The organism is Pseudomonas sp. SLBN-26 (genome assembly GCF_006715895.1).
In the GTDB taxonomy this organism is placed as follows: Bacteria; Pseudomonadota; Gammaproteobacteria; order Pseudomonadales; family Pseudomonadaceae; genus Metapseudomonas; species Metapseudomonas otitidis.
The window spans coordinates 4,384,064-4,409,104 of sequence record NZ_VFOB01000001.1; the positions used below are offsets into that span (position 1 = coordinate 4,384,064).

26 protein-coding genes are annotated in these 25,041 nt (G+C 63.7%); 18 read left to right on the forward strand and 8 right to left on the reverse strand.

Annotated features, from left to right (window positions below; all coding sequences use genetic code 11):
* Positions 1 to 7: 7 nt before the first annotated feature.
* From FBY21_RS20335 to FBY21_RS20345, 3 genes are all read right to left on the reverse strand, one after another.
* Complete coding sequence (locus FBY21_RS20335; RefSeq protein WP_044410086.1) at positions 8 to 274, reverse strand: PilZ domain-containing protein; 267 nt, start codon at positions 272 to 274, stop codon at positions 8 to 10.
* Positions 275 to 369: 95 nt separating this feature from the next.
* Positions 370 to 1,257 (reverse strand): lysophospholipid acyltransferase, encoded by an 888-nt coding sequence (locus FBY21_RS20340; RefSeq protein WP_142013265.1) that lies wholly within the window; start codon positions 1,255 to 1,257, stop codon positions 370 to 372.
* Between the two features lie 67 nt (positions 1,258 to 1,324).
* A complete protein-coding gene (locus FBY21_RS20345) occupies positions 1,325 to 1,876 on the reverse strand; it encodes a DNA-3-methyladenine glycosylase I (RefSeq protein WP_142013267.1) in 552 nt (183 codons plus the stop codon).
* 81 nt (positions 1,877 to 1,957) lie between these two features.
* Between FBY21_RS20345 and glyQ the strand changes: the two genes are divergently transcribed.
* Genes glyQ through FBY21_RS20365 form a run of 4 tightly spaced genes read left to right on the forward strand, consistent with a single transcriptional unit; the run spans position 1,958 to position 6,328 of the window.
* Positions 1,958 to 2,905 carry a glycine--tRNA ligase subunit alpha gene (gene glyQ, locus FBY21_RS20350; RefSeq protein ID WP_142013269.1) on the forward strand — a complete coding sequence of 316 codons (948 nt, stop codon included), beginning with the start codon at positions 1,958 to 1,960 and terminating at the stop codon, positions 2,903 to 2,905.
* Entirely contained in the window at positions 2,902 to 4,956 is a 2,055-nt protein-coding gene (gene glyS, locus FBY21_RS20355) for a glycine--tRNA ligase subunit beta (protein WP_044410069.1), read from the forward strand. Before glyQ ends, glyS begins: the two co-directional genes overlap by 4 nt.
* 52 nt (positions 4,957 to 5,008) lie before the next feature.
* Positions 5,009 to 5,539: a D-glycero-beta-D-manno-heptose 1,7-bisphosphate 7-phosphatase gene (gmhB, locus tag FBY21_RS20360; RefSeq protein WP_074969844.1), complete on the forward strand. Its 531-nt coding sequence runs from the start codon at positions 5,009 to 5,011 to the stop codon at positions 5,537 to 5,539.
* Positions 5,540 to 5,554: 15 nt separating this feature from the next.
* Complete coding sequence (locus FBY21_RS20365) at positions 5,555 to 6,328, forward strand: lysophospholipid acyltransferase family protein (protein WP_142013271.1); 774 nt, start codon at positions 5,555 to 5,557, stop codon at positions 6,326 to 6,328.
* A 131-nt stretch (positions 6,329 to 6,459) separates the two neighbouring features.
* Here FBY21_RS20365 and FBY21_RS20370 read toward each other — a convergent pair whose 3' ends face one another.
* The 5 genes from FBY21_RS20370 to dnaA form a co-directional block, all read right to left on the reverse strand.
* The gene (locus tag FBY21_RS20370; protein WP_107330185.1) at positions 6,460 to 6,660 is read right to left on the reverse strand and encodes a hypothetical protein; all 201 of its coding nucleotides are present in this window, start codon (positions 6,658 to 6,660) and stop codon (positions 6,460 to 6,462) included.
* A gap of 81 nt (positions 6,661 to 6,741) precedes the next feature.
* A complete protein-coding gene (gyrB, locus tag FBY21_RS20375; RefSeq protein ID WP_044410057.1) occupies positions 6,742 to 9,162 on the reverse strand; it encodes a DNA topoisomerase (ATP-hydrolyzing) subunit B in 2,421 nt (806 codons plus the stop codon).
* Positions 9,159 to 10,268: a DNA replication/repair protein RecF gene (recF, locus tag FBY21_RS20380; protein WP_074969840.1), complete on the reverse strand. Its 1,110-nt coding sequence runs from the start codon at positions 10,266 to 10,268 to the stop codon at positions 9,159 to 9,161. The genes gyrB and recF overlap by 4 nt, the downstream gene beginning before the upstream one ends.
* 8 nt (positions 10,269 to 10,276) lie before the next feature.
* The gene (gene dnaN / locus FBY21_RS20385; RefSeq protein ID WP_044410051.1) at positions 10,277 to 11,380 is read right to left on the reverse strand and encodes a DNA polymerase III subunit beta; all 1,104 of its coding nucleotides are present in this window, start codon (positions 11,378 to 11,380) and stop codon (positions 10,277 to 10,279) included.
* A gap of 38 nt (positions 11,381 to 11,418) precedes the next feature.
* A complete protein-coding gene (dnaA, locus tag FBY21_RS20390; RefSeq protein WP_044410048.1) occupies positions 11,419 to 12,885 on the reverse strand; it encodes a chromosomal replication initiator protein DnaA in 1,467 nt (488 codons plus the stop codon).
* A 527-nt stretch (positions 12,886 to 13,412) separates the two neighbouring features.
* Here dnaA and rpmH point away from each other — a divergent pair.
* From rpmH to FBY21_RS20460, 14 genes are all read left to right on the forward strand, one after another.
* Positions 13,413 to 13,547, forward strand: a complete 135-nt coding sequence (gene rpmH, locus FBY21_RS20395; RefSeq protein WP_003458028.1) for a 50S ribosomal protein L34 — start codon at positions 13,413 to 13,415, stop codon at positions 13,545 to 13,547.
* Between the two features lie 14 nt (positions 13,548 to 13,561).
* Positions 13,562 to 13,966, forward strand: a complete 405-nt coding sequence (gene rnpA / locus FBY21_RS20400; RefSeq protein WP_074969836.1) for a ribonuclease P protein component — start codon at positions 13,562 to 13,564, stop codon at positions 13,964 to 13,966.
* A complete protein-coding gene (gene yidD, locus FBY21_RS20405; RefSeq protein ID WP_074969834.1) occupies positions 13,959 to 14,204 on the forward strand; it encodes a membrane protein insertion efficiency factor YidD in 246 nt (81 codons plus the stop codon). The genes rnpA and yidD overlap by 8 nt, the downstream gene beginning before the upstream one ends.
* Positions 14,205 to 14,206: 2 nt before the next feature.
* Positions 14,207 to 15,889 carry a membrane protein insertase YidC gene (gene yidC, locus FBY21_RS20410; protein ID WP_142013273.1) on the forward strand — a complete coding sequence of 561 codons (1,683 nt, stop codon included), beginning with the start codon at positions 14,207 to 14,209 and terminating at the stop codon, positions 15,887 to 15,889.
* A gap of 71 nt (positions 15,890 to 15,960) precedes the next feature.
* Positions 15,961 to 17,328, forward strand: coding sequence for a tRNA uridine-5-carboxymethylaminomethyl(34) synthesis GTPase MnmE (gene mnmE, locus FBY21_RS20415; protein ID WP_142013275.1), 1,368 nt, complete (start codon positions 15,961 to 15,963; stop codon positions 17,326 to 17,328).
* A 517-nt stretch (positions 17,329 to 17,845) separates the two neighbouring features.
* The gene (gene mnmG, locus FBY21_RS20420; protein WP_142013277.1) at positions 17,846 to 19,738 is read left to right on the forward strand and encodes a tRNA uridine-5-carboxymethylaminomethyl(34) synthesis enzyme MnmG; all 1,893 of its coding nucleotides are present in this window, start codon (positions 17,846 to 17,848) and stop codon (positions 19,736 to 19,738) included.
* The gene (gene rsmG, locus FBY21_RS20425) at positions 19,738 to 20,385 is read left to right on the forward strand and encodes a 16S rRNA (guanine(527)-N(7))-methyltransferase RsmG (RefSeq protein WP_044410031.1); all 648 of its coding nucleotides are present in this window, start codon (positions 19,738 to 19,740) and stop codon (positions 20,383 to 20,385) included. The genes mnmG and rsmG overlap by 1 nt, the downstream gene beginning before the upstream one ends.
* Before the next feature lie 17 nt (positions 20,386 to 20,402).
* A complete protein-coding gene (locus FBY21_RS20430; protein WP_044410028.1) occupies positions 20,403 to 21,191 on the forward strand; it encodes a ParA family protein in 789 nt (262 codons plus the stop codon).
* A 9-nt stretch (positions 21,192 to 21,200) separates the two neighbouring features.
* Complete coding sequence (locus FBY21_RS20435; RefSeq protein WP_044410025.1) at positions 21,201 to 22,073, forward strand: ParB/RepB/Spo0J family partition protein; 873 nt, start codon at positions 21,201 to 21,203, stop codon at positions 22,071 to 22,073.
* 147 nt (positions 22,074 to 22,220) lie between these two features.
* Positions 22,221 to 22,628 carry a F0F1 ATP synthase subunit I gene (locus FBY21_RS20440; protein WP_074969823.1) on the forward strand — a complete coding sequence of 136 codons (408 nt, stop codon included), beginning with the start codon at positions 22,221 to 22,223 and terminating at the stop codon, positions 22,626 to 22,628.
* 16 nt (positions 22,629 to 22,644) lie between these two features.
* Positions 22,645 to 23,514: a F0F1 ATP synthase subunit A gene (gene atpB / locus FBY21_RS20445; protein ID WP_142013279.1), complete on the forward strand. Its 870-nt coding sequence runs from the start codon at positions 22,645 to 22,647 to the stop codon at positions 23,512 to 23,514.
* Positions 23,515 to 23,697: 183 nt separating this feature from the next.
* A complete protein-coding gene (atpE, locus tag FBY21_RS20450; RefSeq protein ID WP_003457994.1) occupies positions 23,698 to 23,955 on the forward strand; it encodes a F0F1 ATP synthase subunit C in 258 nt (85 codons plus the stop codon).
* Positions 23,956 to 24,003: 48 nt separating this feature from the next.
* On the forward strand, positions 24,004 to 24,474 hold the full coding sequence (locus tag FBY21_RS20455) for a F0F1 ATP synthase subunit B (RefSeq protein WP_142013281.1): 471 nt from the start codon (positions 24,004 to 24,006) through the stop codon (positions 24,472 to 24,474).
* 12 nt (positions 24,475 to 24,486) lie between these two features.
* The gene (locus FBY21_RS20460) at positions 24,487 to 25,023 is read left to right on the forward strand and encodes a F0F1 ATP synthase subunit delta (RefSeq protein WP_044410011.1); all 537 of its coding nucleotides are present in this window, start codon (positions 24,487 to 24,489) and stop codon (positions 25,021 to 25,023) included.
* The last annotated feature ends 18 nt before the right edge of the window (positions 25,024 to 25,041 follow it).

Below are 25,041 nucleotides of genomic sequence, written 5' to 3' on the forward strand. Positions count from 1 at the left end.
TAGCGGATCAGGACTCGACGAAGCGCAGGCCGACGCCCTCGGCGTCCACCCGCATGATCTCCATCTGCAGGATCGGCGCTTCGAAGGGCAGGTCCTGCACCTGGCCGGTGAGGATGGTGCCCACCGGCAGGGCCACCAGGTCCGGGTGGCGGACGTACACACCGCCGTCCGACAGGTCGCGGGTCTGGGCGAAGAGATCCCCGAAGCTCTCGTGACTGATCTTGATCCGGCACTTCATCGGCGTACGGGGATGCTGGCGCTGGTTGGAGGACATCGCGACACACCTTGGATTGGTCTGAGCGGTTTTTTAGCCTAAAACCACCGACTCGCCCAGCAGAAGGCGCAAAAAAGGCGCCGAAGCGCCTTTTCTCAATACCAGCGGGCTTCGCCCTCAGGGCGCTTCTTGAAGCGCTTCATGCTCCACATGTACTGGGTCGGGTAGGTGCGCACGTAGCGCTCCACCACGGCGCTCATCGCCGCCACGCCCTCTTCCACGTCGTCGCTGTACATCCCCTCCGGCGCAGCCTCGAGGATGACCTTGAAGCCGGAGCCATCCGCCAGGCGCAACGCATGCAGGAACACCCCGCGCGCCTTGCCGCCGGCGAGCATGCCGGGGACGAACTTGCTGGTCAGCGCCAGGGTGCCGAGGAAGGGCACGAACACGCCGGCGGACAGGCTCGGCTCCGGGTCGGCCGGAATGCCCACCGCGCCGCCCCGGCGCACTTCCTTGATGACGCTGAGGATGCCTTCCTTGGTAGACGGCGCGACGCGGTTGCCGAGCTGCACGCGCTGCTTCTGCAGCAATTCGTCCACGGCCTTCAGCTTCGGCGGGCGGTAGAAGATGATCGGTTTGCACTGGGCACAGTAGAAGTGGTTCAGCACCTCCCAGTTGCCCAGGTGACTGGTGATGCCCACCACGCCCTTGCCGCTGGCCAATGCCTCGTGCAGCACCTCCAGGCCTTCCACTTCGCGCACCAGGCCGATGGACTTCTCCGCCGGCCAGATCCAGGCGCAGGCGCTTTCGGTGAGGGTGCGACCGATGTCCATCAGGCTCTGGCCGACACGCTGGTCGAGCTCGGCCGGGGACAGTTCCGGAAAGCACTTGGCGAGGTTGATCCGCGTGACCTCGCGGGAGCGGTTGGGCAGCTTCCACATCAGCCAGCCGATTGCCGCGCCCACGGCTTGTACGGCCCGCCAGGGCAGCAGGGCGAAGAGGCGCAGGAAGCCGACCACGAGGGCGCCTTTGAGCTTGTCCACAGGCAACTCCAGGGCAAGGAAAAGCGCGCATTCTACCGTGACGCGCGCTCAGGTGCGGGACGGACCGTCAGCCCGCCAGGTGCGGATGCCGGTCGCAGTCGAGGGTGTGGTCCATGACCATGCCGGTGGCCTGCATGAAGGCGTAGCAGATGGTCGGCCCGACGAAGGTGAAGCCCAGCTTGCGCAGCGCCTTGCTCATCGCCTCGGCCTCGGCCGTCACCGCCGGCACCTCGCTGCGGTCGGCGAAGCGGTTGATCCGTGGTGCGCCGCCGACGAAGGACCAGAGCAGGGCGGAGGGGTCCTCCAGGCGCAGCCAGGCCTGGGCGTTCTGCCGGGCCGCGCGCAGCTTGGCGCGGTTGCGGATGATGCCCGGGTCCTGCATGCGCACCTCGATTTCCTCGTCGGTCATCTGCGCCAGGCGCTGTGGGTCGAAACCGAACAGCACCTCGCGGTAGCGGGCACGCTTCTTCAGCACCGTGATCCACGACAGGCCGGCCTGGAAACCCTCCAGCAGGAGCATCTCGAACAGCGCCCCGGCATCCCGTTGGGGCACGCCCCATTCCTGGTCGTGGTAGGCGATGTAGAGGGGGTCTTCGTTGCACCAGAAGCAGCGTGGCATAAGGCTTTCCATGCGGTTGCGGCGGGTCGGATCGGGTATACTCGCGCCCTTTCAGTCGAATACCCAGCACAGGTGAAATTCGTGAGCCAGACTACGCCCGCCGTGCGCACCTTCCAAGACCTGATCCTCGCCCTGCAGCAGTACTGGGCCGAGCAGGGCTGCGTGGTGCTCCAGCCCTACGACATGGAAGTGGGCGCCGGTACCTTCCACACCGCCACCTTCCTCCGTGCCATCGGCCCGGAGACCTGGAACGCCGCCTACGTGCAGCCCTCGCGCCGCCCCACTGACGGCCGCTACGGCGAGAACCCCAACCGCCTGCAGCACTACTACCAGTTCCAGGTGGTCCTGAAGCCCAACCCGGAGAACTTCCAGGAGCTGTACCTGGGCTCCCTGAAGGCCATCGGCATCGACCCGCTGGTGCACGACATCCGCTTCGTCGAGGACAACTGGGAGTCCCCCACCCTCGGCGCCTGGGGCCTGGGTTGGGAAATCTGGCTGAACGGCATGGAAGTCACCCAGTTCACCTACTTCCAGCAGGTCGGCGGCATCGAGTGCTACCCGGTGACCGGCGAGATCACCTATGGCCTGGAACGCCTGGCCATGTACCTGCAGGGCGTGGACTCGGTCTATGACCTGGTGTGGACCGACGGCCCCTTCGGCGTGGTCACCTACGGCGACGTGTTCCACCAGAACGAGGTGGAGCAGTCCACCTTCAACTTCGAGCACGCCAACGTGCCGAAGCTGTTCGAACTCTTCGACTTCTACGAGAGCGAGGCCAACCGCCTGATCGAGCTGCAGCTGCCGCTGCCGACCTACGAGATGGTCCTCAAGGCCTCCCACACCTTCAACCTGCTGGATGCCCGCCGCGCAATCTCCGTGACCGAGCGCCAGCGCTACATCCTGCGCGTGCGCACCCTGGCCCGCGCCGTGGCCCAGAGCTACCTGCAGGCGCGCGCGCGCCTGGGCTTCCCCATGGCGACCCCCGAACTGCGTGACGAAGTACTGGCCAAGCTGGAGGCGGAAGAATGAGTGCACAAGATTTCCTCGTCGAACTGGGCACCGAAGAGCTGCCGCCCAAGGCCCTCAAGTCCCTCGGTGACGCCTTCCTCGCCGGCATCCTCGGCGGCCTCAAGACGGCCGGCCTGAGCCACGGCGCCGCCCGCGTCTACGCCGCGCCGCGCCGCCTGGCGGTGCTGGTCGAGCAACTGGCCACCCAGCAGCCCGACCGCAGCGTCAACCTCGACGGCCCGCCGCTGCAGGCCGCCTTCGACGCTGCCGGCAACCCGACCCAGGCCGCCCTCGGCTTCGCCAAGAAGTGCGGCGTCGACCTGGCCCAGATCGACACCAGCGGGCCGAAGCTGAAGTTCAGCCAGACCATCCCCGGCCAACCCGCCAAGGGCCTGCTGGCCGGCATCGTCGAGGCTTCCCTGGCCGCCCTGCCGATTCCCAAGCGCATGCGCTGGGCTGCGCGCCGTGAAGAGTTCGTGCGCCCGACCCAGTGGCTGGTGATGCTCTTCGGCGATGACGTGGTGGACTGCGAGATCCTCGCCCAGAAGGCGGGCCGCGAGTCCCGTGGCCACCGCTTCCACAACCCCGCGAACATCCGCATCAGCAAGCCTTCCAGCTACCTGGAGGACCTGCGCGCCGCCTACGTGCTGGCCGACTTCGCCGAGCGCCGCGAGCTGATCGCCAAGCGCGTCGACCAACTGGCTGCCGAGCAGAAGGGCAGCGCCGTGGTACCGGCGGACCTGCTGGACGAGGTGACGGCGCTGGTCGAGTGGCCGGTGCCGCTGGTGTGCTCGTTCGAGGAGCGCTTCCTCGAGGTGCCCCAGGAAGCCCTGATCACCACCATGCAGGACAACCAGAAGTACTTCTGCCTGCTGGATGCCAACGGCAAGCTGCTGCCGCGCTTCATCACCGTGGCCAACGTCGAGAGCAAGGACCCGGCGCAGATCATCTCGGGCAACGAGAAGGTCGTGCGTCCGCGCCTGACCGACGCCGAGTTCTTCTTCAAGCAGGACAAGAAGCAGAAGCTGGAAACCTTCAACGAGCGCCTGAAGAACGTGGTGTTCCAGGCCCAGCTCGGCACCGTGTACGAGAAGGCCGAGCGCGTTTCCGCACTGGCCGCCCACATCGCCGAGCGCGTCGGCGCCGACCCGGTGAAAGCCGCCCGTGCCGGCATCCTCGCCAAGTGCGACCTGGCCACCGAGATGGTCGGCGAGTTCCCGGAGATGCAGGGCATCGCCGGCTACTACTACGCTCTGAACGATGGTGAAGCGGACGACGTCGCCCACGCCCTGAACGAGCAGTACATGCCGCGTGGCGCCGGCGCCGAGCTGCCGCAGACCCTGACCGGTGCTGCGCTGGCGGTGGCCGACAAGCTGGACACCCTGGTGGGTATCTTCGGCATCGGCATGCTGCCCACCGGCAGCAAGGACCCCTTCGCCCTGCGCCGCCAGGCCCTCGGCGTACTGCGCATCCTGATCGAGAAGAAGCTGGACCTGGACCTGGACGACGCCGTCGGCTTCGCCATCGCCCAGTACGGCGACAAGGTGAAGGCGGACGGCCTGGCCACCCAGGTGCTGGACTTCATCTTCGACCGCCTGCGCGCCCGCTACGAAGACGAAGGCGTGGATGTGGCGGTGTACCTCTCCGTCCGTGCCCTCAAGCCGACCTCGGCCCTGGACTTCGACCAGCGCGTGCAAGCCGTGCAGGCCTTCCGCGCCCTGCCCGAAGCCGCAGCCCTGGCCGCCGCCAACAAGCGCGTCTCCAACCTGCTGGGCAAGGCCGAAGGCGAAGTACCGGCCGTGGTCGACAGCGCCCTGCTGCAGGAAGACGCCGAGAAGGCCCTTGCCGCGGCCGTGGCAGAGGCCGAGCGTGCCGTGGCCCCCATGGCAGCCGCCCGTTGCTACAGCGAAGCCCTGGGCCGCCTGGCGAGCCTGCGCGAGCCGGTGGATGCGTTCTTCGAGGCGGTGATGGTCAACGTCGATGACGCGGCCGTCCGTGCGAACCGCTACGCCCTGCTGGCGAAGCTGCGCGGCCTGTTCCTCGGCGCCGCCGACATCTCCGTTCTCGGCTAAAGGCTGAGCCAACCGCAGGCGACACGTCTGCGGTTGGCTGCCAGGACGCACCATGAAATTGCTCATCCTCGACCGCGACGGCGTCATCAACCATGACTCCGACGCCTACATCAAAAGCCTCGATGAATGGATCCCGATCCCGGGCGCCATCGAGGCCATTGCGCGCCTCTCGCGTGCGGGCTGGACCGTGGCCGTGGCCACCAACCAGTCGGGCATCGCGCGTGGCTACTACCCCCTGGAAACCCTCGACGCCATGCATGCGCGGCTGCGTGAGCGGGTGGCGGAGCAGGGCGGCGACGTCGGCCTGATCGTCCATTGCCCCCACGGGCCCGACGACGGCTGCGACTGCCGCAAACCCAAGCCGGGCATGCTGCTGCAGATTGCCGAGCACTACGGCGTACCGTTGGGCGGCATCTGGTTCGTCGGCGACAGTAGCGGTGACCTGGAGGCGGCCAGAGCCGTCGATTGTCAGCCTGTGCTGGTTAGAACCGGCAAGGGCGAGCGAACCCTGGCCAAAGGCGTGCCCGGGGACGTCCTCGTATTCGACGACCTGGCGGCCGTCGCCAACCATCTCCTCAGTTAGCCAAGGCAAGGAACCATGACGACAGTGCAGGCCATCAGAACCGTCCTCTTCTACCTGCTGCTGTCGTCCAGTGCCTTCGTCTGGGGCACGATCAGCTTCCTGGTCGCGCCCTTCCTGCCGTTCCGCGCACGCTACCGCTTCGTGATCTGGCGCTGGTGCCGCTTCGCGGTCTGGCTGGCCAAGGTGGTGGCGGGTGTCGACTACCGCGTTGGGGGCATGGAGAACATCCCGCAGACGCCCTGCGTGATCCTCTCCAAGCACCAGAGCACCTGGGAAACCTTCTTCCTCTCCGGCTTCTTCGAACCCCTCAGCCAGGTGGTGAAGCGCGAGCTGCTCTACGTGCCGTTCTTCGGCTGGGCAATGGCCCTGCTGCGCCCCATCGCCATCGACCGCAGCAACCCCAAGGCTGCGCTAAAGCAGCTCGCCAGCCAGGGCGACGAGCGCCTGCGCCAGGGGGCCTGGGTGCTGGTGTTCCCCGAAGGGACCCGGGTTCCGGTGGGGCAGATGGGCAAGTTCTCCCGCGGCGGTACTGCACTGGCAGTCAACGCAGGGCTGCCGGTGTTGCCGGTAGCGCACAACGCCGGGCTGTTCTGGCCCAAGGTGGGCTGGGCCAAGTACCCCGGCACCATCCAGGTGGAGATCGGCCCGGCGATGTACGCAGAAGGGGAGGGGCCTCGTGCCATTGCCGACCTGAACGACCGCGCCTACGCATGGGTCGAGCAGGCCCAGCAGCGGATCGAAGGCGCCGCGCCCCAGCCTGTGGAAGCGGCGGACTCCACGCCTGCCTGATCTGTTGAAAAGCTGTGGATAAAAATTCCGCCTATTGATTGTTTCCAGCCTGAGGCCCGCGCCAGTCGGGCCTCACAGCTTTCCCCTGGAAAACCGACGATTGGTGCATAAACTGATTGCCCGGACGGGATTCAGCGCTTCAGGTAGCGCGATTCCAGTGCATTGAAACAGCGCACCAGGCGATCCCGCTCCACACCGGGGAATGCCTTCTCGAACTGCACCATCAGCACGCCGACCTTTACCCTGCCGCTGCGCAGCTGTCGCTCGAGATAGTCCATCAGCACGTCATCGCTGACGGCCGCTGCCTCCGGCGAGCCTTGGGTTTCCTGCATGTGGCGCACTCCTTTCCTGTTCCCAATAAAAAGCCCCGGCACAGGGCCGGGGCTGGAAGCATAGCCAAGCACTCGGGTGGGTTACACGTCGAGGTTGGACACCGCCAGAGCGTTGCTCTCGATGAAGTCGCGGCGGGGTTCCACCGCATCGCCCATCAGGGTGTTGAAGATCTGGTCCGCGGCGATCGCGTCCTCGATGGTCACCTTGAGCATGCGGCGGACGTTCGGGTCCATGGTGGTTTCCCACAGCTGCTCCGGGTTCATCTCGCCAAGGCCTTTGTATCGCTGGATGGTGTGGCGCTTGGTGCTCTCGGTCATCAGCCAGGCCAGGGCGTCCTTGAAGCTGCTGACGGGCTTGCGGCGCTCTCCACGCTGCACGTAGGCCCCCTCTTCCAGCAGGCTGTTGAGCTGCTCGCCGAGGGTAGTGACCTGGCGGTAATCATTGCTGGCGAAGAAGTCGCGGTTGAAGGTCACGTAGTGCGACAGGCCATGAGCGGTCTGCTGGACTTCGGGCAGCCACAGGTGGCGCTCGCGGTCTTCACGCAGGCTGATGGAGTAGGTCAGGCCGGACTTCTCCGCACCCTTCAGGCGCTCTTCGAACTGCTTGAGCCAGCCCTCCATCGCGCCCTGGTCGGACAGCTGCTCCACGCTGACGCGGGGCAGGTAGACCATGTGCTCGGTGAGCTCCTGCGGGTACAGGCGGGACAGACGCTTGAGGGTGCGCATGACGGCGCGGTATTCGTTGACCAGACGCTCCAGGGCTTCGCCCGACAGGCCCGGGGCGTTCTCGTTGACGTGCAGGCTGGCGTCTTCCAGGGCCGACTGGGTCATGTACTCGTCCATGGCCTCGTCGTCCTTGATGTACTGCTCCTGCTTGCCACGCTTGACCTTGTACAGCGGCGGCTGGGCGATGTAGACGTAGCCGCGCTCGATCAGCTCCGGCATCTGACGGAAGAAGAACGTCAGCAGCAGGGTACGGATGTGCGAACCGTCCACGTCGGCGTCGGTCATGATGATGATGTTGTGGTAGCGCAGTTTCTCGATGTTGTACTCCTCGCGCCCGATCCCGCAGCCCAGTGCGGTAATCAGGGTGCCGACTTCCTGGGAGGACAGCATCTTGTCGAAACGGGCCTTTTCCACGTTGAGGATCTTGCCCTTCAACGGGAGGATGGCCTGGGTCCTGCGGTTGCGGCCCTGCTTGGCCGAACCACCCGCGGAGTCACCCTCCACGATGTAGAGTTCGGAAAGGGCAGGGTCCTTCTCCTGGCAGTCGGCGAGCTTGCCGGGCAGGCCGGCGATATCCAAGGCGCCCTTGCGACGGGTCATCTCGCGGGCCTTGCGCGCAGCCTCACGGGCGCGGGCGGCATCGATCATCTTGCCGACGACGGCCTTGGCTTCGTTGGGGTTCTCCAGCAGGAAGTCGGCAAAGTACTTGCCCATTTCCTGCTCAACGGCGGTCTTCACCTCGCTGGAGACCAGCTTGTCCTTGGTCTGCGAGCTGAACTTCGGATCCGGCACCTTGACCGAGATGATGGCGGTCAGTCCTTCACGGGCATCGTCGCCGGTGGTGGCGATCTTGTACTTCTTCGCCAGGCCTTCCTGCTCGATATAGTTGTTCAGGTGACGGGTGAGGGCAGAGCGGAAGCCTGCCAGGTGGGTACCGCCGTCACGCTGGGGAATATTGTTGGTGAAGCAGAGGATGTTCTCGTTGAAGCTGTCGTTCCACTGCAGCGCCACCTCGACACCCACGCCGTCTTCTTCGCGCTGGATGTTGAAGTGGAAGACCTCGTTGACGATGGTCTTGTTGGTGTTCAGGTACTCGACGAAGGCTTTCAGGCCGCCCTCGTACTTGAACATTTCTTCCTTCCCGCTGCGCTCGTCACGCAGGAGGATGCCCACGCCGGAGTTGAGGAAGGACAGTTCGCGCAGACGCTTGGCGAGGATGTCCCAGCTGAAATGGATATTGGTGAAGGTCTCGGCAGAGGCCTTGAAGTGCACCTCGGTGCCGGTTCCGTCGGTCTCGCCAACGGCACGCAGGGCGAACTGGGGAACGCCGTGGCGATAGATCTGCTCCCAGACCTGGCCTGCACGGCGGATGGTCAGGCGCAGCTCCTCGGACAGGGCGTTGACCACGGAAACCCCCACGCCGTGGAGGCCGCCGGACACCTTGTAGGTGTTGTCGTCGAACTTACCGCCGGCGTGAAGCACGGTCATGATGACCTCGGCAGCGGAGACCCCTTCTTCCTTGTGGATATCCACCGGAATGCCCCGGCCGTTGTCACGGACGGTGATCGACTCATCGGTGTGGATGGTGATGCTGATCTCGGAGCAGTAACCCGCCAGGGCTTCGTCGATGGAGTTGTCCACCACTTCGAAGACCATGTGGTGCAGACCGGTCCCATCGTCGGTATCGCCGATGTACATACCCGGGCGCTTGCGTACGGCGTCCAGTCCCTTCAGCACCTTGATGCTGGAAGAGTCGTACGTGTTGTTCTCGCTCATGCTTCACTCCGATGATCAAAGGTCTGGGTGATACCACCATGTTCCACGTGGAACATGGCTACCGGCGTATCCGTTCGCCAGCCGTCCCTCATTAGTTCGTGATCGACGCAGGTGATGAATACCTGGCAATCCAATTCGTCCAGCAAACGGCAAAGGGCGCGCCGGTGCTGTTCATCCAGTTCAGACGGAAGGTCGTCCACCAGATAGATGCATTGGCCATGTTTGGCCTGGTTGAGCAGGTGCCCCTGGGCGATGCGCAACGCGCACACCACCAGCTTCTGCTGGCCTCGGGAAAGAATCTCGGCGGCGTTATGCCCGCCTAATCGCAACCGCAGGTCGGCACGCTGGGGGCCGGCTTGGGTATGCCCCATTTGCTGGTCGCGGAGAAGGGAAGTGGCCAGCACATCGGCAAGCTCCTTGTCCTTGTCCCATCCGCGGTAATAGCTGAGGGTGAGCCCTTCGATCTGTACCAGCTCCTGCAGGGTGCGCTCGAAAACCGGCTTCAACGCCTGGATATAGGCTCGTCGATAGCCATCGATTTCCGCACTCGCGAGAGTCAGTTCACGGTCCCAGACCGCCTGCGAAACGGCGTCAAGTGTACCATGCCGGAGCCACGAGTTCCGCTGCCTCAGCGCCTTCTGCAGGCGCTGCCAGGCGGGGAGAAAACGAGGTTCCACGTGGAACACTCCCCAGTCGAGAAACTGCCGACGAATCTTTGGGGCACCTTCCAGAAGACGGAAGCTGTCCGGATTGATGACTTGAAGCGGCAAGGTCTCGGCAAGCTGAGCAGCGCTCTTGGCATTCTGCCCGTCGATACGGATCTGGAACTCCCCATTCCGTTCCCGGGATATGCCCAGGCTGCTGCTACGCCCCTCCAGGAGTTCGACCTGGCCGAAGACCGTGCAGGCTGGCTGGTCGTGCTGGATGACAGGCTGCAGCTTGTTGCTGCGGAAGGACCGGGCAAGCCCGAGCAGGTAAATGGCTTCGAGCAGACTGGTCTTACCGCTGCCGTTGTCGCCATGGATGATGTTGATGCGGGGGGAGGGGGAGAGCGTCACCGGGTGCAGGTTTCGCACCGCGGTGACGGTGACGCGGCTGAGGGACATCGAGCGTGTTACAGGCGCATCGGCATGACGACATAGGACGAGTCGTCGTTGTCGGCTTCCTGGAGCAGGGCGCTGCTGTTGGAGTCGGACAGGATGAGGCGCACTTGGTCGGTGGTCATCACACCCAGCACGTCGAGCAGGTAGCTGACGTTGAAACCGATCTCCAGGTTGCTGCCACCGTACTCGACGGCCACTTCCTCTTCCGCCTCTTCCTGCTCCGGGTTGTTGGCCTGGATCTTCAGCAGGCCGGCCGCCAGTTGCAGGCGAATGCCGCGGTACTTCTCGTTGGACAGGATCGCGGTGCGGCTGAAGGCCTCACGCAGAGCCTGGCGATCACCAACGACGAGCTTGTCGCCGCCACGGGGCAGCACACGCTCGTAGTCCGGGAACTTGCCGTCGACCAGCTTGGAGGTGAAGGTGAACTCGCCGGTGGTGGCGCGGATGTGGTGCTGGCCGAGCACGATGCGGACTTCGCCATCCTGTTCGGTGAGCAGGCGCGCCAGTTCGAGGATGCCCTTGCGCGGCACGATCACCTGGTGACGATCCACGCCTTCGATGCCGGCCTGCATGGCGCACATCGCCAGGCGGTGGCCATCGGTGGCAACGGCGCGCAGCACGCCGGCGTTCACTTCCAGCAGCATGCCGTTGAGGTAGTAGCGCACGTCCTGCTGGGCCATGGCGAAGCTGGTGCGCTCGATCAGGCGACGCAGTTTGCTCTGCACCAGGCTGAAGTTCAGCGAGCCCGGGCCTTCTTCCACGGTGGGGAAGTCATTGGCAGGCAGGGTGGAGAGGGTGAACTTGCTCCGGCCGGCCTTGATCAGCAGCTTCTGCTCGTCGACGCGGATATCGATCAGCGCATCGCTGGGCAGGCTCTTGCAGATGTCCATCAGCTTGCGCGCCGGTACGGTGATCTCACCCGGCTCAGCCGCTTCTTCGAGGACTACGCGCCCGACCAGCTCGACCTCAAGGTCGGTACCGGTCAGCGACAGCTGCTGGCCTTCAACCACCAGCAACACATTGGAGAGGACCGGCAAGGTCTGGCGGCGCTCGACGACGCCGGCGACCAGTTGCAGGGGTTTCAACAGGGCTTCGCGTTGAATGGTGAAATGCATGGTCTAGTCCCTTGCCTCAATGGGCTGCGCTTGAACAGTCACGTGGTCAGTGTACGCAGCAGGTTCTTGTAGTCCTCGCGGATATCCGCGTCGGATTCCCTGAGTTCCGCAATCTTACGACAGGCATGCAGAACAGTCGTGTGGTCTCGTCCACCAAAGGCGTCGCCGATTTCCGGCAAGCTGTGGTTGGTCAGTTCCTTGGACAGTGCCATGGCCACCTGGCGCGGCCGCGCGACGGAGCGCGAGCGGCGCTTGGACAGCATGTCCGACATCTTGATCTTGTAGTACTCGACGACGATGCGCTGGATGTTGTCGATGCTGACCAGCTTGTCCTGCAGGGCCAGCAGGTCCTTCAAGGATTCACGGATCAGCTCGATGGTGATCTCGCGCCCCATGAAGTGCGCATGGGCGATGACCCGTTTGAGCGCACCTTCCAGCTCACGGACGTTGGAGCGGATGCGCTGGGCGATGAAGAACGCGGCATCGTGTGGCAGGTCGACCTTGGCCTGCTCGGCTTTCTTCATCAGGATCGCCACACGGGTCTCCAGCTCCGGCGGCTCCACGGCCACCGTCAGGCCCCAGCCGAAGCGGGACTTCAGGCGCTCCTCGAGCCCCTCGATCTCCTTCGGATAGCGGTCACTGGTGAGGATCACCTGTTGGCCACCCTCCAGCAGGGCGTTGAAGGTGTGGAAGAACTCCTCCTGGGAACGCTCCTTGCGGGCGAAGAACTGGATGTCGTCGATGAGCAGCGCGTCCACCGAGCGGTAGAAGCGCTTGAATTCGTTGATCGCATTCAGCTGCAACGCCTTGACCATGTCAGCGACGAAACGCTCGGAGTGCAGGTAGACGATCTTCGCGTTGGGGTTCTTCTTCAGCAGGTGGTTACCCACCGCGTGCATCAGGTGGGTCTTGCCGAGGCCCACGCCCCCATAAAGGAAGAGCGGGTTGTAGCCGTGCTTCGGGTTGTCCGCCACCTGCCAGGCTGCAGCACGGGCCAACTGGTTGGACTTGCCTTCGACGAAGTTCTCGAAGGTGAAGGTGCGGTTCAGGTAGCTGGTGTGCTTCAACGCCCCCTCGACCTGCACCGAACGCTCCGTGCGAACGGCCGGCGGTGCCGAGACGGAAGCGAGCGGATCGAGGCTCGCGCGGCTTTCCTCGACGGTCTCGACACGCTGTGCAGCCACCGGCGCAACCGGCGCAGGGGTGATCACAGGTGGCGCGGAAACCGGAACGGGCGCGACACGGGGCGGCGGTGGGTTGCGCTTGCTGCCGATCAGCAACGACAGCGCAGGCGCCAGGCCATTGCCTCGCTCACTGAGCAACTCCAGCAGGCGACCCATGTACTTTTCATTGACCCAGTCCAATACGAAACGATTGGGGGCGTAGACCCGGAGTTCGTCACCCTCGGCCTCGACCTGCAACGGACGGATCCAGGTGTTGAATTGCTGGGCGGGCAGTTCGTCGCGCAGAAGATCGACGCACTGCTGCCAAAGTTCCACTGACACGGATGTCCCCCAGGTAGGAAAGGAGTGCGGTGAAAAAGCTGGCGCATAGTGTAGCGGTCAGCGGCCAAGTTATCCACATGCAATTCGTCGATTCGCCAAGGAAAATCAATGTCTTATTGACGCACCACGCAGCACCTGGGATAGCCCGTGAAAGCTGTGGATAACGACCGCTTAGCTCGGTATACAAGGCCCTGGATAACCCAGTGCACAAAGAGCCTGTGGACAACGGACCGATTTATGCCCCGCTTGCCAACAGCCCCGGCACAGCTGCTCCCCGACTTGCTGACAGGCTTTTCCCGGGCCAGCTTGTGCGCAACCCGGCCCCTTGAGGCAGTTTTCCACAGGCAGAGGGTCTCACTACATCTGTAAGCTCATTCATCCTTCTTTAATCCGTCTTCTTTTCTATCTATTCCTGCCTGGGATTCATCGCTGGTTGGAAATTGACCTGCTCACGCCATTTCTCTAGAATTGCCGGTCTCTTAAACGGGGGCCACCTCGGCCCGTTGTGATCAACCAGGTAACGAATCATGAAACGCACTTTCCAGCCCAGCACCCTCAAGCGCGCTCGTACCCACGGTTTCCGTGCTCGTATGGCCACCAAGAACGGCCGCCAAGTCCTGTCGCGTCGCCGCGCCAAGGGCCGCAAGCGCCTGACCGTCTGATTCACCCGGAACAGGTGGTGAGTCGAGGCTTCGGCCGGGAAAAGCGACTACTGGTCCCCCGGCAATTCAAGGCGGTCTTCGACTCCCCTTCCGGCAAGGTCCCCGGCAGGAATGTCCTGCTGCTCGCACGTGACAACGCCCTCGATCATCCCCGCTTGGGCATGGTGATCGGCAAGAAGAGCGTCAAGCTGTCCGTCGAGCGCAACCGCCTCAAACGCCAGATACGCGAATCCTTCCGCCACAACCTTGAGTTGCTGGCTGGCTGGGACATCGTGATCGTGGCCAAGCGAGGCCTGGGCGATCTGGAGAACGAAGAGCTCAAGCAGCAATTCGGCAAACTCTGGAAGCGCCTTGCACGCAGCCGGCCTCGCCCTGAGTCTCCGACCGAACCAGGGATGGCCGACACCCCTCATGCGTAAACTGGCCCTCGTCCCGATCCAGTTCTATCGCTACGCCATCAGCCCGCTGATGGCCAGTCACTGCCGCTTCTATCCCAGCTGTTCCTGTTATGCACAGGAGGCCATCGAACGTCATGGCGTCCTGCGTGGTGGCTGGCTGACCCTGCGTCGACTGGGTCGCTGTCACCCCTGGAACCCCGGCGGCTACGACCCGGTTCCCCCTGCCAACACATCCCAATCCTCTTCGATGGCCGAGTAATCATGGATATCCAACGCTCGATCCTGATAGTCGCCCTGGCGATCGTGTCCTACCTCATGGTTCTCCAGTGGAACCAGGACTACGGCCAGGCCGCACTGCCGACCACCAGCACCGCCGCCTCCAGTGCACCGTCTTCCCTGCCGGAAACCGGTTCGCCGGCCCAACGCAGCAGCGACGACGTGCCCACCGCCGAGGGACCTGGCCAGGCCAGCGCCCCCATGACGGCACAGAGCGCGCCGAGCAATGAGCTGATCCGTGTCGACACCGACGTGCTGAACATCGCCATCGACCCGAACGGTGGTGACATCGTCCAGCTGACGCTGCCGAAGTACCCCCGTCGCCAGGATCACCCGGATGTTCCGTTCCAGCTGTTCGACAACGGCAACGAGCGTACCTACCTGGCCCAGAGCGGTCTGATCGGTGCCAATGGCCCGGATGGTCGTGCCAGCGGCCGCCCGGTGTATGCCTCTGCCCAGCGTCAGTACAAGCTGGCCGACGGCCAGGATCAGCTGGTGGTCGACCTGACCTACAGCGACGCCGGTGTGAACTACACCAAGCGCTTCACCTTCACCCGCGGCCAGTACGACCTCAAGGTGACCTACCGCATCGACAACCAGAGCGGACAGCCCTGGACCGGCAACCTCTATGCCCAGCTCAAGCGTGACGGCAGCGGTGATCCGTCCTCCAGCACCGCCACCGGCGTCTCCACCTACCTGGGTGCCGCCGTCTGGACCCCGAGCGAGCCCTACAAGAAGATTTCCATCAAGGACATCGACAAGCAGGAGTTCAAGGAAACCGTCGATGGCGGCTGGGTCGCCTGGCTGCAGCACTACTTCGTGACGGCCTGGATTCCTGAAAAAGGCCAGACCAACATCATCCAGACCCGCAAGGACACCAAGGGCAACTACATCGTCGGTTTCGTCGGCTCCAGCCTCAACGTCGCCGCGGGTGGCCAGGGTGAAAGCTCGGCCGTGCTGTACGCCGGTCCGAAGATCCAGAACCACCTGAAGGAACTCTCCCCAGGCCTGGAACTGACCGTCGACTACGGCTTCCTGTGGTTCATCGCTCAGCCGATCTTCTGGCTGCTGCAACATATCCACAGCCTGATCGGCAACTGGGGCTGGTCGATCATCGCCCTGACCGTGCTGATCAAGCTCGCCTTCTTCCCCCTCTCCGCCGCCAGCTACAAGTCCATGGCCCGCATGCGTGCCGTATCGCCCAAGCTGCAGGCGCTGAAGGAACAGTTCGGTGACGATCGCCAGAAGATGTCCCAGGCGATGATGGAGCTGTACAAGAAAGAGAAGATCAACCCGCTGGGCGGCTGCCTGCCGATCCTGGTGCAGATGCCGGTCTTCCTGGCCCTGTACTGGGTACTGCTGGAAAGCGTCGAGATGCGCCAGGCCCCCTGGATGTTCTGGATCACCGACCTGTCGATCAAGGATCCGTTCTTCATCCTGCCGATCATCATGGGCGCCACCATGTTCATCCAGCAGCACCTGAACCCGACCCCGCCGGATCCGATGCAGGCCAAGGTCCTCAAGCTGATGCCGGTGATCTTCACCTTCTTCTTCCTGTGGTTCCCGGCCGGCCTGGTGATCTACTGGGTGGTCAACAACTGCCTGTCCATTGCACAGCAGTGGTACATTACCCGGCAGATCGAAGCGTCCACCAAGGCCAGTGCCTGACGCCAGAACCGCCTGAAAAAAGACGCCCCCATCGTGGGGCGTCTTGCTATCCGCTCGTTGAAGGAGAGCCCATGAACGCGCCCCGTGAAACCATCGCCGCCGTCGCCACCGCCCAGGGTCGGGGTGGTGTCGGTATCGTGCGCGTCTCGGGTCCCCTGGCGGGACAGATCGGCGAGGCCGTCACAGGTCGCTCGCTCAAGCCCCGATTCGCCCATTACGGCGCCTTCCGGGACAGCGAGAACGGCGCCCTGGACGAAGGGCTTGCCCTGTACTTCCCCGGACCGAACTCCTTCACCGGGGAAGACGTCCTAGAGTTGCAGGGGCACGGCGGCCCCGTGGTGCTCGACCTGCTGCTCAAACGCTGCCTCGCGTTGGGCGCACGCCTGGCACGCCCTGGTGAGTTCAGCGAGCGCGCCTTCCTCAACGACAAGCTCGACCTGGCCCAGGCCGAGGCGATCGCCGACCTGATCGAAGCCAGCTCCGAACAGGCCGCGCGAAATGCCCTGCGCTCCCTGCAGGGCGCTTTCTCGGCTCGGGTACACGGGTTGACCGAGCGACTCATCCAGTTGCGCATCTATGTCGAGGCCGCCATCGACTTTCCGGAAGAGGAAATCGACTTCCTCGCCGATGGCCATGTGCTCGGCCTGCTGGACGGCGTTCGCGCGGACTTATCCACAGTCCTCAAGGAAGCAGGGCAGGGCGCCTTGCTGCGGGACGGCATGACCGTTGTCATCGCCGGGCGCCCCAACGCCGGCAAGTCCAGCCTGCTGAATGCCCTGGCGGGGCGAGAGGCAGCCATCGTCACCGACATCGCCGGTACCACCCGAGACGTGCTGCGTGAACATATCCACATCGACGGCATGCCCCTTCACGTGGTGGACACCGCCGGCTTGCGCAGCACCGACGACCATGTGGAAAAGATTGGCGTGGAACGTGCCCTGAAGGCCATCAACGAGGCTGACCGCGTCTTGCTGGTGGTGGACGCCAATGCACCGGAAGCGGCCGCCCCCTTCGCCCTCTGGCCGGAGTTCCTCGACACCTCGCCCGACCCCGCCCGGGTGACGCTGATCCGCAACAAGGCGGACCTGAGCGGCGAAGCCGTGGGGCTGGAAATCTCCGCCGACGGCCACGCCACCCTGAGCCTCAGTGCACGCTCCGGCGCCGGCCTCGAGCTGCTGCGGGATCACCTCAAGGCCTGCATGGGCTACGAGCAGACCGCCGAGAGCAGCTTCAGCGCCCGCCGCCGGCACCTGGAATCCCTGCGGCAGGCCAGCACCCATCTGGATCATGGCCGTGATCAGCTCACCCACCTGGGCGCTGGCGAGCTGCTGGCGGAAGACCTGCGCCTTGCACAGCAGGCCCTGGGCGAAATCACCGGTGCATTCAGCTCCGACGACCTCCTGGGCCGGATCTTCTCCAGCTTCTGCATCGGCAAGTAGCCGCTCCGCCCCCCACGACCACTTCCCCCCTCCCCATGCTGCCAACCCACGGCAGCGTGGAACGGGCGGCTGCGCGCCGAATAAACCCTGTTGATAACCTGGCCTGAACCCCGTCCATAACCCTGGGTAAAAGACGGAGGATAACTGCCCTGTGCATAAGGGCATCTTTCATCCACAGGCCCGACACGGGCATCCCCCAGGAAACCGCCAGGAACTCGACAGGCTTATCCTTGGCTACACGCATTTTGTTTAGTGGCTTACAGGTACTTATCCACAGAAAGGTGCTTCACCATACATAAACACAAGAACAAGCTCTTTAAGAAATTCTCTTCTCTTTTCTTTTTCTACCCGCGAAGGTTTTCCACAAGACGTGGTTAGTCAGGGAAAGCGGGTGTGGAAAACTTACGGAATCACCAATTGGCTATTTTTTGTGCAGAAGGCTTCATTCAAGAAGGCTAAATCCCTATACTTGCGGCCTTCCCTATTTCCCCCTTCCAGAACAGGCACGAGGTGCGTGGTGGATTTCCCTTCCCGTTTTGACGTGATCGTGATCGGCGGCGGTCATGCCGGTACCGAGGCCGCGCTGGCATCCGCCCGCATGGGCGTTAAGACCTTGCTGCTGACCCATAACGTCGAAACCCTGGGCCAGATGAGCTGCAACCCGGCCATCGGCGGCATCGGCAAGAGCCACCTGGTCAAGGAAATCGATGCATTGGGTGGCGCCATGGCCACTGCCACCGACCTGGGCGGCATCCAGTTCCGCGTACTCAACAGCCGCAAGGGCCCGGCAGTACGCGCTACACGTGCCCAGGCTGACCGTGTTCTCTACAAGGCGGCGATTCGCGAGATCCTGGAAAACCAGCCGAACCTGTGGATATTCCAGCAGGCCTGCGACGACCTGATTGTGGAAAACGACCAGGTGAAGGGGGTCGTGACCCAGATGGGCCTGCGCTTCCATGCCGAATCCGTGGTACTGACCACTGGCACCTTCCTCGGCGGACTTATCCACATCGGGCTGCAGAACTATTCAGGTGGTCGTGCCGGCGACCCGCCGTCCATCGCCCTGGCTCACCGCCTACGTGAGCTGCCCCTGCGGGTCGGACGCCTGAAGACCGGCACCCCGCCGCGCATCGATGGCCGCTCCGTCGACTTCTCGGTGATGACCGAGCAACCCGGCGATACGCCGATCCCGGTGATGTCCTTCCTGGGCAACAAGGAGCAGCACCCGCGCCAGGTCAGTTGCTGGATCACCCACACCAATGCCCGCACCCACGAGATCATCGCCAGCAACCTCGACCGCTCGCCGATGTACTCGGGAGTCATCGAAGGGGTCGGCCCGCGCTACTGCCCGTCGATCGAGGACAAGATCCACCGCTTCGCCGACAAGGACAGCCACCAGGTGTTCCTCGAGCCGGAAGGCCTGACCACCCACGAGCTGTACCCGAACGGCATCTCCACCTCGCTGCCCTTCGATGTGCAGCTGGACATCGTCCGCTCCATCCGTGGCATGGAGAACGCCCACATCGTGCGTCCCGGGTACGCCATCGAGTACGACTACTTCGACCCGCGCGACCTCAAGTACAGCCTGGAGACCAAGGTCATCGGCGGCCTGTTCTTCGCCGGGCAGATCAACGGCACCACCGGCTACGAAGAGGCCGGTGCACAGGGCCTGCTGGCCGGCGCCAACGCCGCACTGCGTGCCCAAGGCCGTGAAGCCTGGTGCCCGCGTCGCGATGAGGCCTACATCGGCGTGCTGGTGGATGACCTGATCACCCTGGGTACCCAGGAGCCCTACCGCATGTTCACCTCGCGGGCCGAGTACCGGCTGATCCTCCGCGAGGACAACGCCGACCTGCGCCTGACCGAAAAAGGTCGCGAACTGGGCCTGGTGGACGACCGTCGCTGGGCCGCCTTCGAGGCCAAGCGCGAGGGCATCACCTTGGAAGAGCAGCGCCTGAAAAGCACCTGGGTACGCCCCGGTACGCCCCAGGGCGACGCGATCGCCGAGCGTTTCGGCACGCCGCTCACCCACGAATACAACCTGCTCAACCTGCTCAGCCGCCCGGAGATCGACTACGCCGGCCTGGTGGAAGTGACCGGCAACGGCGCCGAGGATCCGCAGGTGGCCGAACAGGTGGAGATCAAGACCAAGTACGCCGGCTACATCGACCGCCAGCAGGACGAGATCGCTCGCCTACGCGCCAGCGAGAACACCCGCCTGCCCGATGACCTGGACTACGCCGCCATCTCCGGGCTGTCCAAGGAGATCCAGCACAAGCTGGGCAACGCCCGTCCGGAGACCCTGGGGCAGGCCTCGCGCATCCCCGGCGTCACCCCGGCGGCCATCTCGCTGCTGCTGATCCACCTGAAGAAGCGTGGTGCCGGTCAGTCGCTGGAGAGAAGTGCCTGATGTCCCTCGTCACCTCCCGGCACGCCGAAGAACTGACCCAGGGCGCCGCGACCCTGGGCGTAGCGCTCGATGCCCGTCAGCATGAGCTGCTGATGGGCTACCTGGCCCTGCTGATCAAGTGGAACAAGGCCTACAACCTCACCGCTGTGCGCAACCCCGACGAGATGGTGTCGCGCCATCTGCTGGACAGCCTCAGCGTGGTGCCCTTCGTCGCCGAGCGTGGCAATGACTGGCTCGACGTCGGCAGCGGCGGCGGCATGCCCGGCGTGCCCCTGGCGATCCTGTTCCCCGAGCGTCGCTTCACCCTGCTGGACTCCAACGGCAAGAAGACCCGCTTCCTCACCCAGGTGAAGCTGGAGCTCGGTCTGGACAACCTCGGTGTGGTCAACGCACGCGTCGAAGCCTTCCGTCCGGAGCAACCCTTCGCCGGCATCGTCTCCCGCGCATTCAGTGCCCTGGAGGACTTCGCCAACTGGACCCGCCACCTGGGCGACCGCGACACCCATTGGCTGGCCATGAAGGGGCTGCGCCCGGATGACGAACTGGCGCGCATGCCCGAAGACTTCAAGGTCGAAGCGGAGCACACCCTCGCGGTTCCCGGTTGCCAAGGCCAACGCCATCTGCTGATACTGCGCCGCACGGAATGAAGGGGGGTAAGGCAGCCATGGCCAAGGTATTCGCGATCGCCAACCAGAAGGGCGGAGTGGGCAAGACCACCACCTGCATCAACCTGGCTGCGTCGCTGGTCGCGACCAAGCGTCGTGTCCTGCTGATCGACCTCGATCCCCAGGGCAACGCCACCATGGGCAGCGGCATCGACAAGCACGCCCTGGAGCATTCCATCTATGACGTCTTGATCGGCGAGTGCGACCTGGCCGACGCCATGCAGTTCTCCGAGCACGGTGGCTACCAGCTGTTGCCGGCCAACCGCGACCTGACCGCGGCGGAAGTGGCCCTGCTGGAAATGAAGATGAAGGAAAGCCGCCTGCGCTATGCCCTTGCACCGGTGCGAGAGAACTACGACTACATCCTCATCGACTGCCCGCCGTCCCTGTCGATGCTTACCATCAATGCCCTGGTGGCGGCCGATGGCGTGATCATCCCCATGCAGTGCGAGTACTACGCACTGGAAGGACTGTCCGACCTGATCAACAGCATCCAGCGCATCGGCCAGTTGCTGAACCCCGAACTGAAGATCGAAGGCCTGCTGCGCACCATGTACGATCCGCGCATCAGCCTCACCAACGACGTCAGCGCCCAGCTCAAGGAGCACTTCGGCGACAAGCTCTACGACGCCGTCATCCCCCGCAACGTACGCCTCGCCGAGGCGCCCAGCTTCGGCATGCCGGCGCTGGTGTACGACAAGCAATCCCGTGGCGCCATCGCCTACCTTGCGCTGGCTGGCGAAGTGGTTCGCCGACAGCGCGCCGGCGCCAGAACAGCTACCGCATAAGGAAACCGCATGGCAGCGAAAAAACGAGGCCTGGGTCGTGGCCTGGACGCCCTGCTGGGCGGCAACAACGCCACCGTCCTGCAGGAGGAGGCCAGCAAGGCCGATACTCGCGAGCTGCAGAACCTGCCCCTGGACCTGATCCAGCGCGGCAAGTACCAACCCCGCCGGGACATGGATCCCACCGCCCTCGAAGAGCTGGCCCAGTCGATCAAGGCCCAGGGCGTCATGCAACCCATCGTGGTGCGCCCCATCGGTGGTGGCCGCTTCGAGATCATTGCCGGTGAGCGCCGCTGGCGCGCCAGCCAGCAGGCCGGCCTGGACCGCATCCCGGCCCTGGTGCGTGAGGTGCCGGACGAAGCCGCCATCGCCATGGCGCTGATCGAGAACATCCAGCGTGAAGACCTCAGCCCGATCGAAGAGGCCGTGGCGCTTCAGCGCCTGCAGCAGGAGTTCCAGCTCACCCAGCAACAGGTGGCCGAAGCGGTGGGCAAGTCCCGCGTCACCATCACCAACCTGCTGCGCCTGATCGGCCTGCCGGAAGAGGTGAAGACCCTCCTGGCCCATGGCGACCTGGAAATGGGCCATGCCCGTGCACTGCTCGGCCTGCCCCTGGAACGCCAGGTGGAAGGCGCGCGACATGTTGTCGCACGCGGGCTCACCGTGCGCCAAACCGAGGCACTGGTGAGGCAGTGGCTGAACACCCGCGAGAAGCCTGTCGAAGCGGTCAAGTCCGACCCGGACATCAGCCGGCTCGAACAGCGCCTGGCTGAGCGCCTGGGCGCTCCGGTGCAGATCAAGCACGGGCAGAAGGGCAAGGGACAGCTGGTGATCCGCTACAACTCCCTCGACGAATTGCAGGGTGTCCTGGCCCACATCCGCTGAAACATCTGGGCATGTAGCGGATAGTCGGATTTCACTACCGGGCAGTTGAACGGGGGGGGTTAGGCCCCTATACTCTGCGCGCAATTTTGTCGGCACAAAGTATGCCAAGTCATTGATTCAAGGCGCCGACTCAGAGGACATGCTGCGATGGATATCCGCACGCCGAATCGCTTGCCCTTCCATCGTCTACCGGTCTTCCCGGTGCTGCTCGTCCAAGGGGTCGTATTGCTGATCGCCACCGTCGTTCTCTGGCAGTGGCGCGGCACGGTCGCCGGGTACTCTGGCTTGTGCGGTGGGCTTATCGCCTGGTTGCCGAACCTGTACTTCGCCCACAAGGCCTTCCGCTACAGCGGTGCCCGGGCAGCCCAGGCGATCGTCCGGTCGTTCTACGCCGGCGAGATGGGCAAGTTGATTCTGACGGCAGTGCTCTTCGCACTGACGTTTGCAGGCGTGAAACCACTGGAGGCGCCGGCCTTGTTCGGTGCCTTCCTGCTGACGCAATCGGTCAGCTGGTTCGCTCCCCTGCTGATGAGAACAAGATATTCGAAACCTTAGGGCGTTTGAGGCAAACATGGCAGAGCAAACCGCTTCGGGCTATATCCAGCACCACCTGCAAAACCTGACCTTCGGTAAGCTGCCGTCCGGCGAGTGGGGCTTCGCCCACACCGCCGAACAAGCCAAGGAAATGGGCTTCTGGGCGTTCCACGTGGACACCCTGGGCTGGTCCATCGGCCTCGGTCTGCTGTTCGTCTTCCTGTTCCGCATGGCGGCCAAGAAGGCCACCTCCGGCGTTCCCGGTGGCCTGCAGAATCTGGTGGAAGTGATGGTCGACTTCGTCGACACCAACGTCAAAGACACCTTCCACGGCCGTAACCCGCTGATCGCCCCGCTGGCGCTGACCATCTTCGTCTGGATCTTCCTGATGAACGCCATCGACCTGGTCCCGGTGGACTGGATCCCGATGCTGGCCGCCAAGATCTCCGGCAACGAGCACCTGTTCTTCCGCGCCGTACCGACCACCGACCCGAACGCGACCCTGGGCATGGCCTTCTCCGTGTTCGCCCTGATCATCTTCTACAGCATCAGGGTGAAAGGCATCGGCGGCTTCATCGGCGAACTGACCCTGCACCCCTTCAGCAGCAAGAACATCGCCGTGCAGATCCTGCTGATCCCGGTGAACTTCCTGCTCGAATTCGTCACCCTGATCGCCAAGCCGATCTCCCTCGCCCTGCGACTGTTCGGCAACATGTACGCCGGCGAACTGGTGTTCATCCTGATCGCCGTGATGTTCGGTGCCGGCATCCTGCTGCTCAGCGGCCTCGGCATCGCCCTGCAGTGGGCGTGGGCCGTGTTCCACATCCTGATCATCACCCTGCAGGCCTTCATCTTCATGATGCTGACCATCGTCTACCTGTCGATGGCGCACGAAGACAACCATTGATAGCGCGCGGCGCCTCCTGGCTGTCTTCCCCTCGGGGAGGAACAGCAGGAGGCGTCTCAGGCTAGCGATGGTCCCGCCGCAGTCCGCGCGGGAATGCCCGAAAGGGCGATGGGAACACCAAAACGATTTCGTTCTACCGCTTCACTTAAACCTAACCAACACGACATAAAGTCGGGAGGAAAAATGGAAACTGTAGTAGGTCTCACCGCGATCGCCGTAGCTCTGCTGATTGGTCTGGGTGCCCTGGGTACCGCTATCGGCTTCGGTCTGCTGGGTGGCAAGTTCCTGGAAGGCGCTGCTCGCCAGCCGGAAATGGTCCCGATGCTGCAGGTCAAAATGTTCATCGTCGCCGGCCTGCTGGACGCCGTGACCATGATCGGCGTTGGTATCGCTCTGTTCTTCACCTTCGCTAACCCGTTCATTGCTCAGGTAGCCCAGTAATCCCTTCCTTAGGGAATTGGACTGACAACGAACGAGCGAGGTGTTGGCGTGAATATTAATGCAACCCTGATCGGCCAGTCCGTCGCGTTCTTCATCTTCGTACTGTTCTGCATGAAGTTCGTGTGGCCTCCGGTCATCACGGCACTGCGCGACCGTCAGAAGAAGATCGCCGACGGCCTGGACGCTGCCAACCGCGCGGCTCGTGACCTGGAGCTGGCCCACGAGAAAGTGGCCCAGCAACTGCGCGAGGCCAAGACTCAGGCAGGTGAAATCATCGAGCAAGCCAAGAAGCGTGCTACCCAGATCGTCGACGAAGCTCGCGATCAGGCCCGCACCGAAGGCGAGCGCCTCAAGGCGCAGGCTCAGGCCGAGATCGAGCAGGAACTCAACGGTGTCAAAGACGCGCTGCGTGCCCAACTGGGTAGCCTGGCCGTCAGCGGTGCCGAGAAGATCCTGGGTGCCACTATCGATCAAAACGCGCACGCGGAGCTGGTTAACAAACTGGCCGCCGAAATCTAAGCGAGGGCGATCATGGCAGAACTGACCACGCTGGCCCGACCTTACGCCAAGGCGGCTTTCGAGTACGCCCAGGCCCATCAGCAGCTGGCCGCCTGGTCGGCCATGCTTGGCCTGGCCGCTGCGGTGTCTCAGGACACCACCATGCAGCAGGTGCTCAAAGCCCCGCGTCTGACGAGCGAAGAGAAAGCCAACACCTTCATCGAGGTGGTTGGCGACAAATTCGATGCTCAGGTAGGCAATTTCATCCGCGTCCTCTCCGAAAACGGCCGCATCGGCCTGTTGCCGGAGATCGTCGAACTGTTCGAGCTGTACAAGGCCGAGCAGGAGAAGTCGATCGACGTGGAAGTCACCAGTGCCTTCGCATTGAACACTGAACAGCAAGACAAACTCGCCAAGGTTCTCAGCGCTCGGCTTGGCCGGGAAGTGCGACTGCACGCTGCGGAAGACACCAGCCTCATCGGCGGTGTCGTGATCCGTGCCGGCGACCTGGTTATCGATGGCTCGGTTCGCGGCAAGATCGCGAAGCTGGCCGAAGCGTTGAAATCTTGAGTTTGAAGGGGCAGCAGA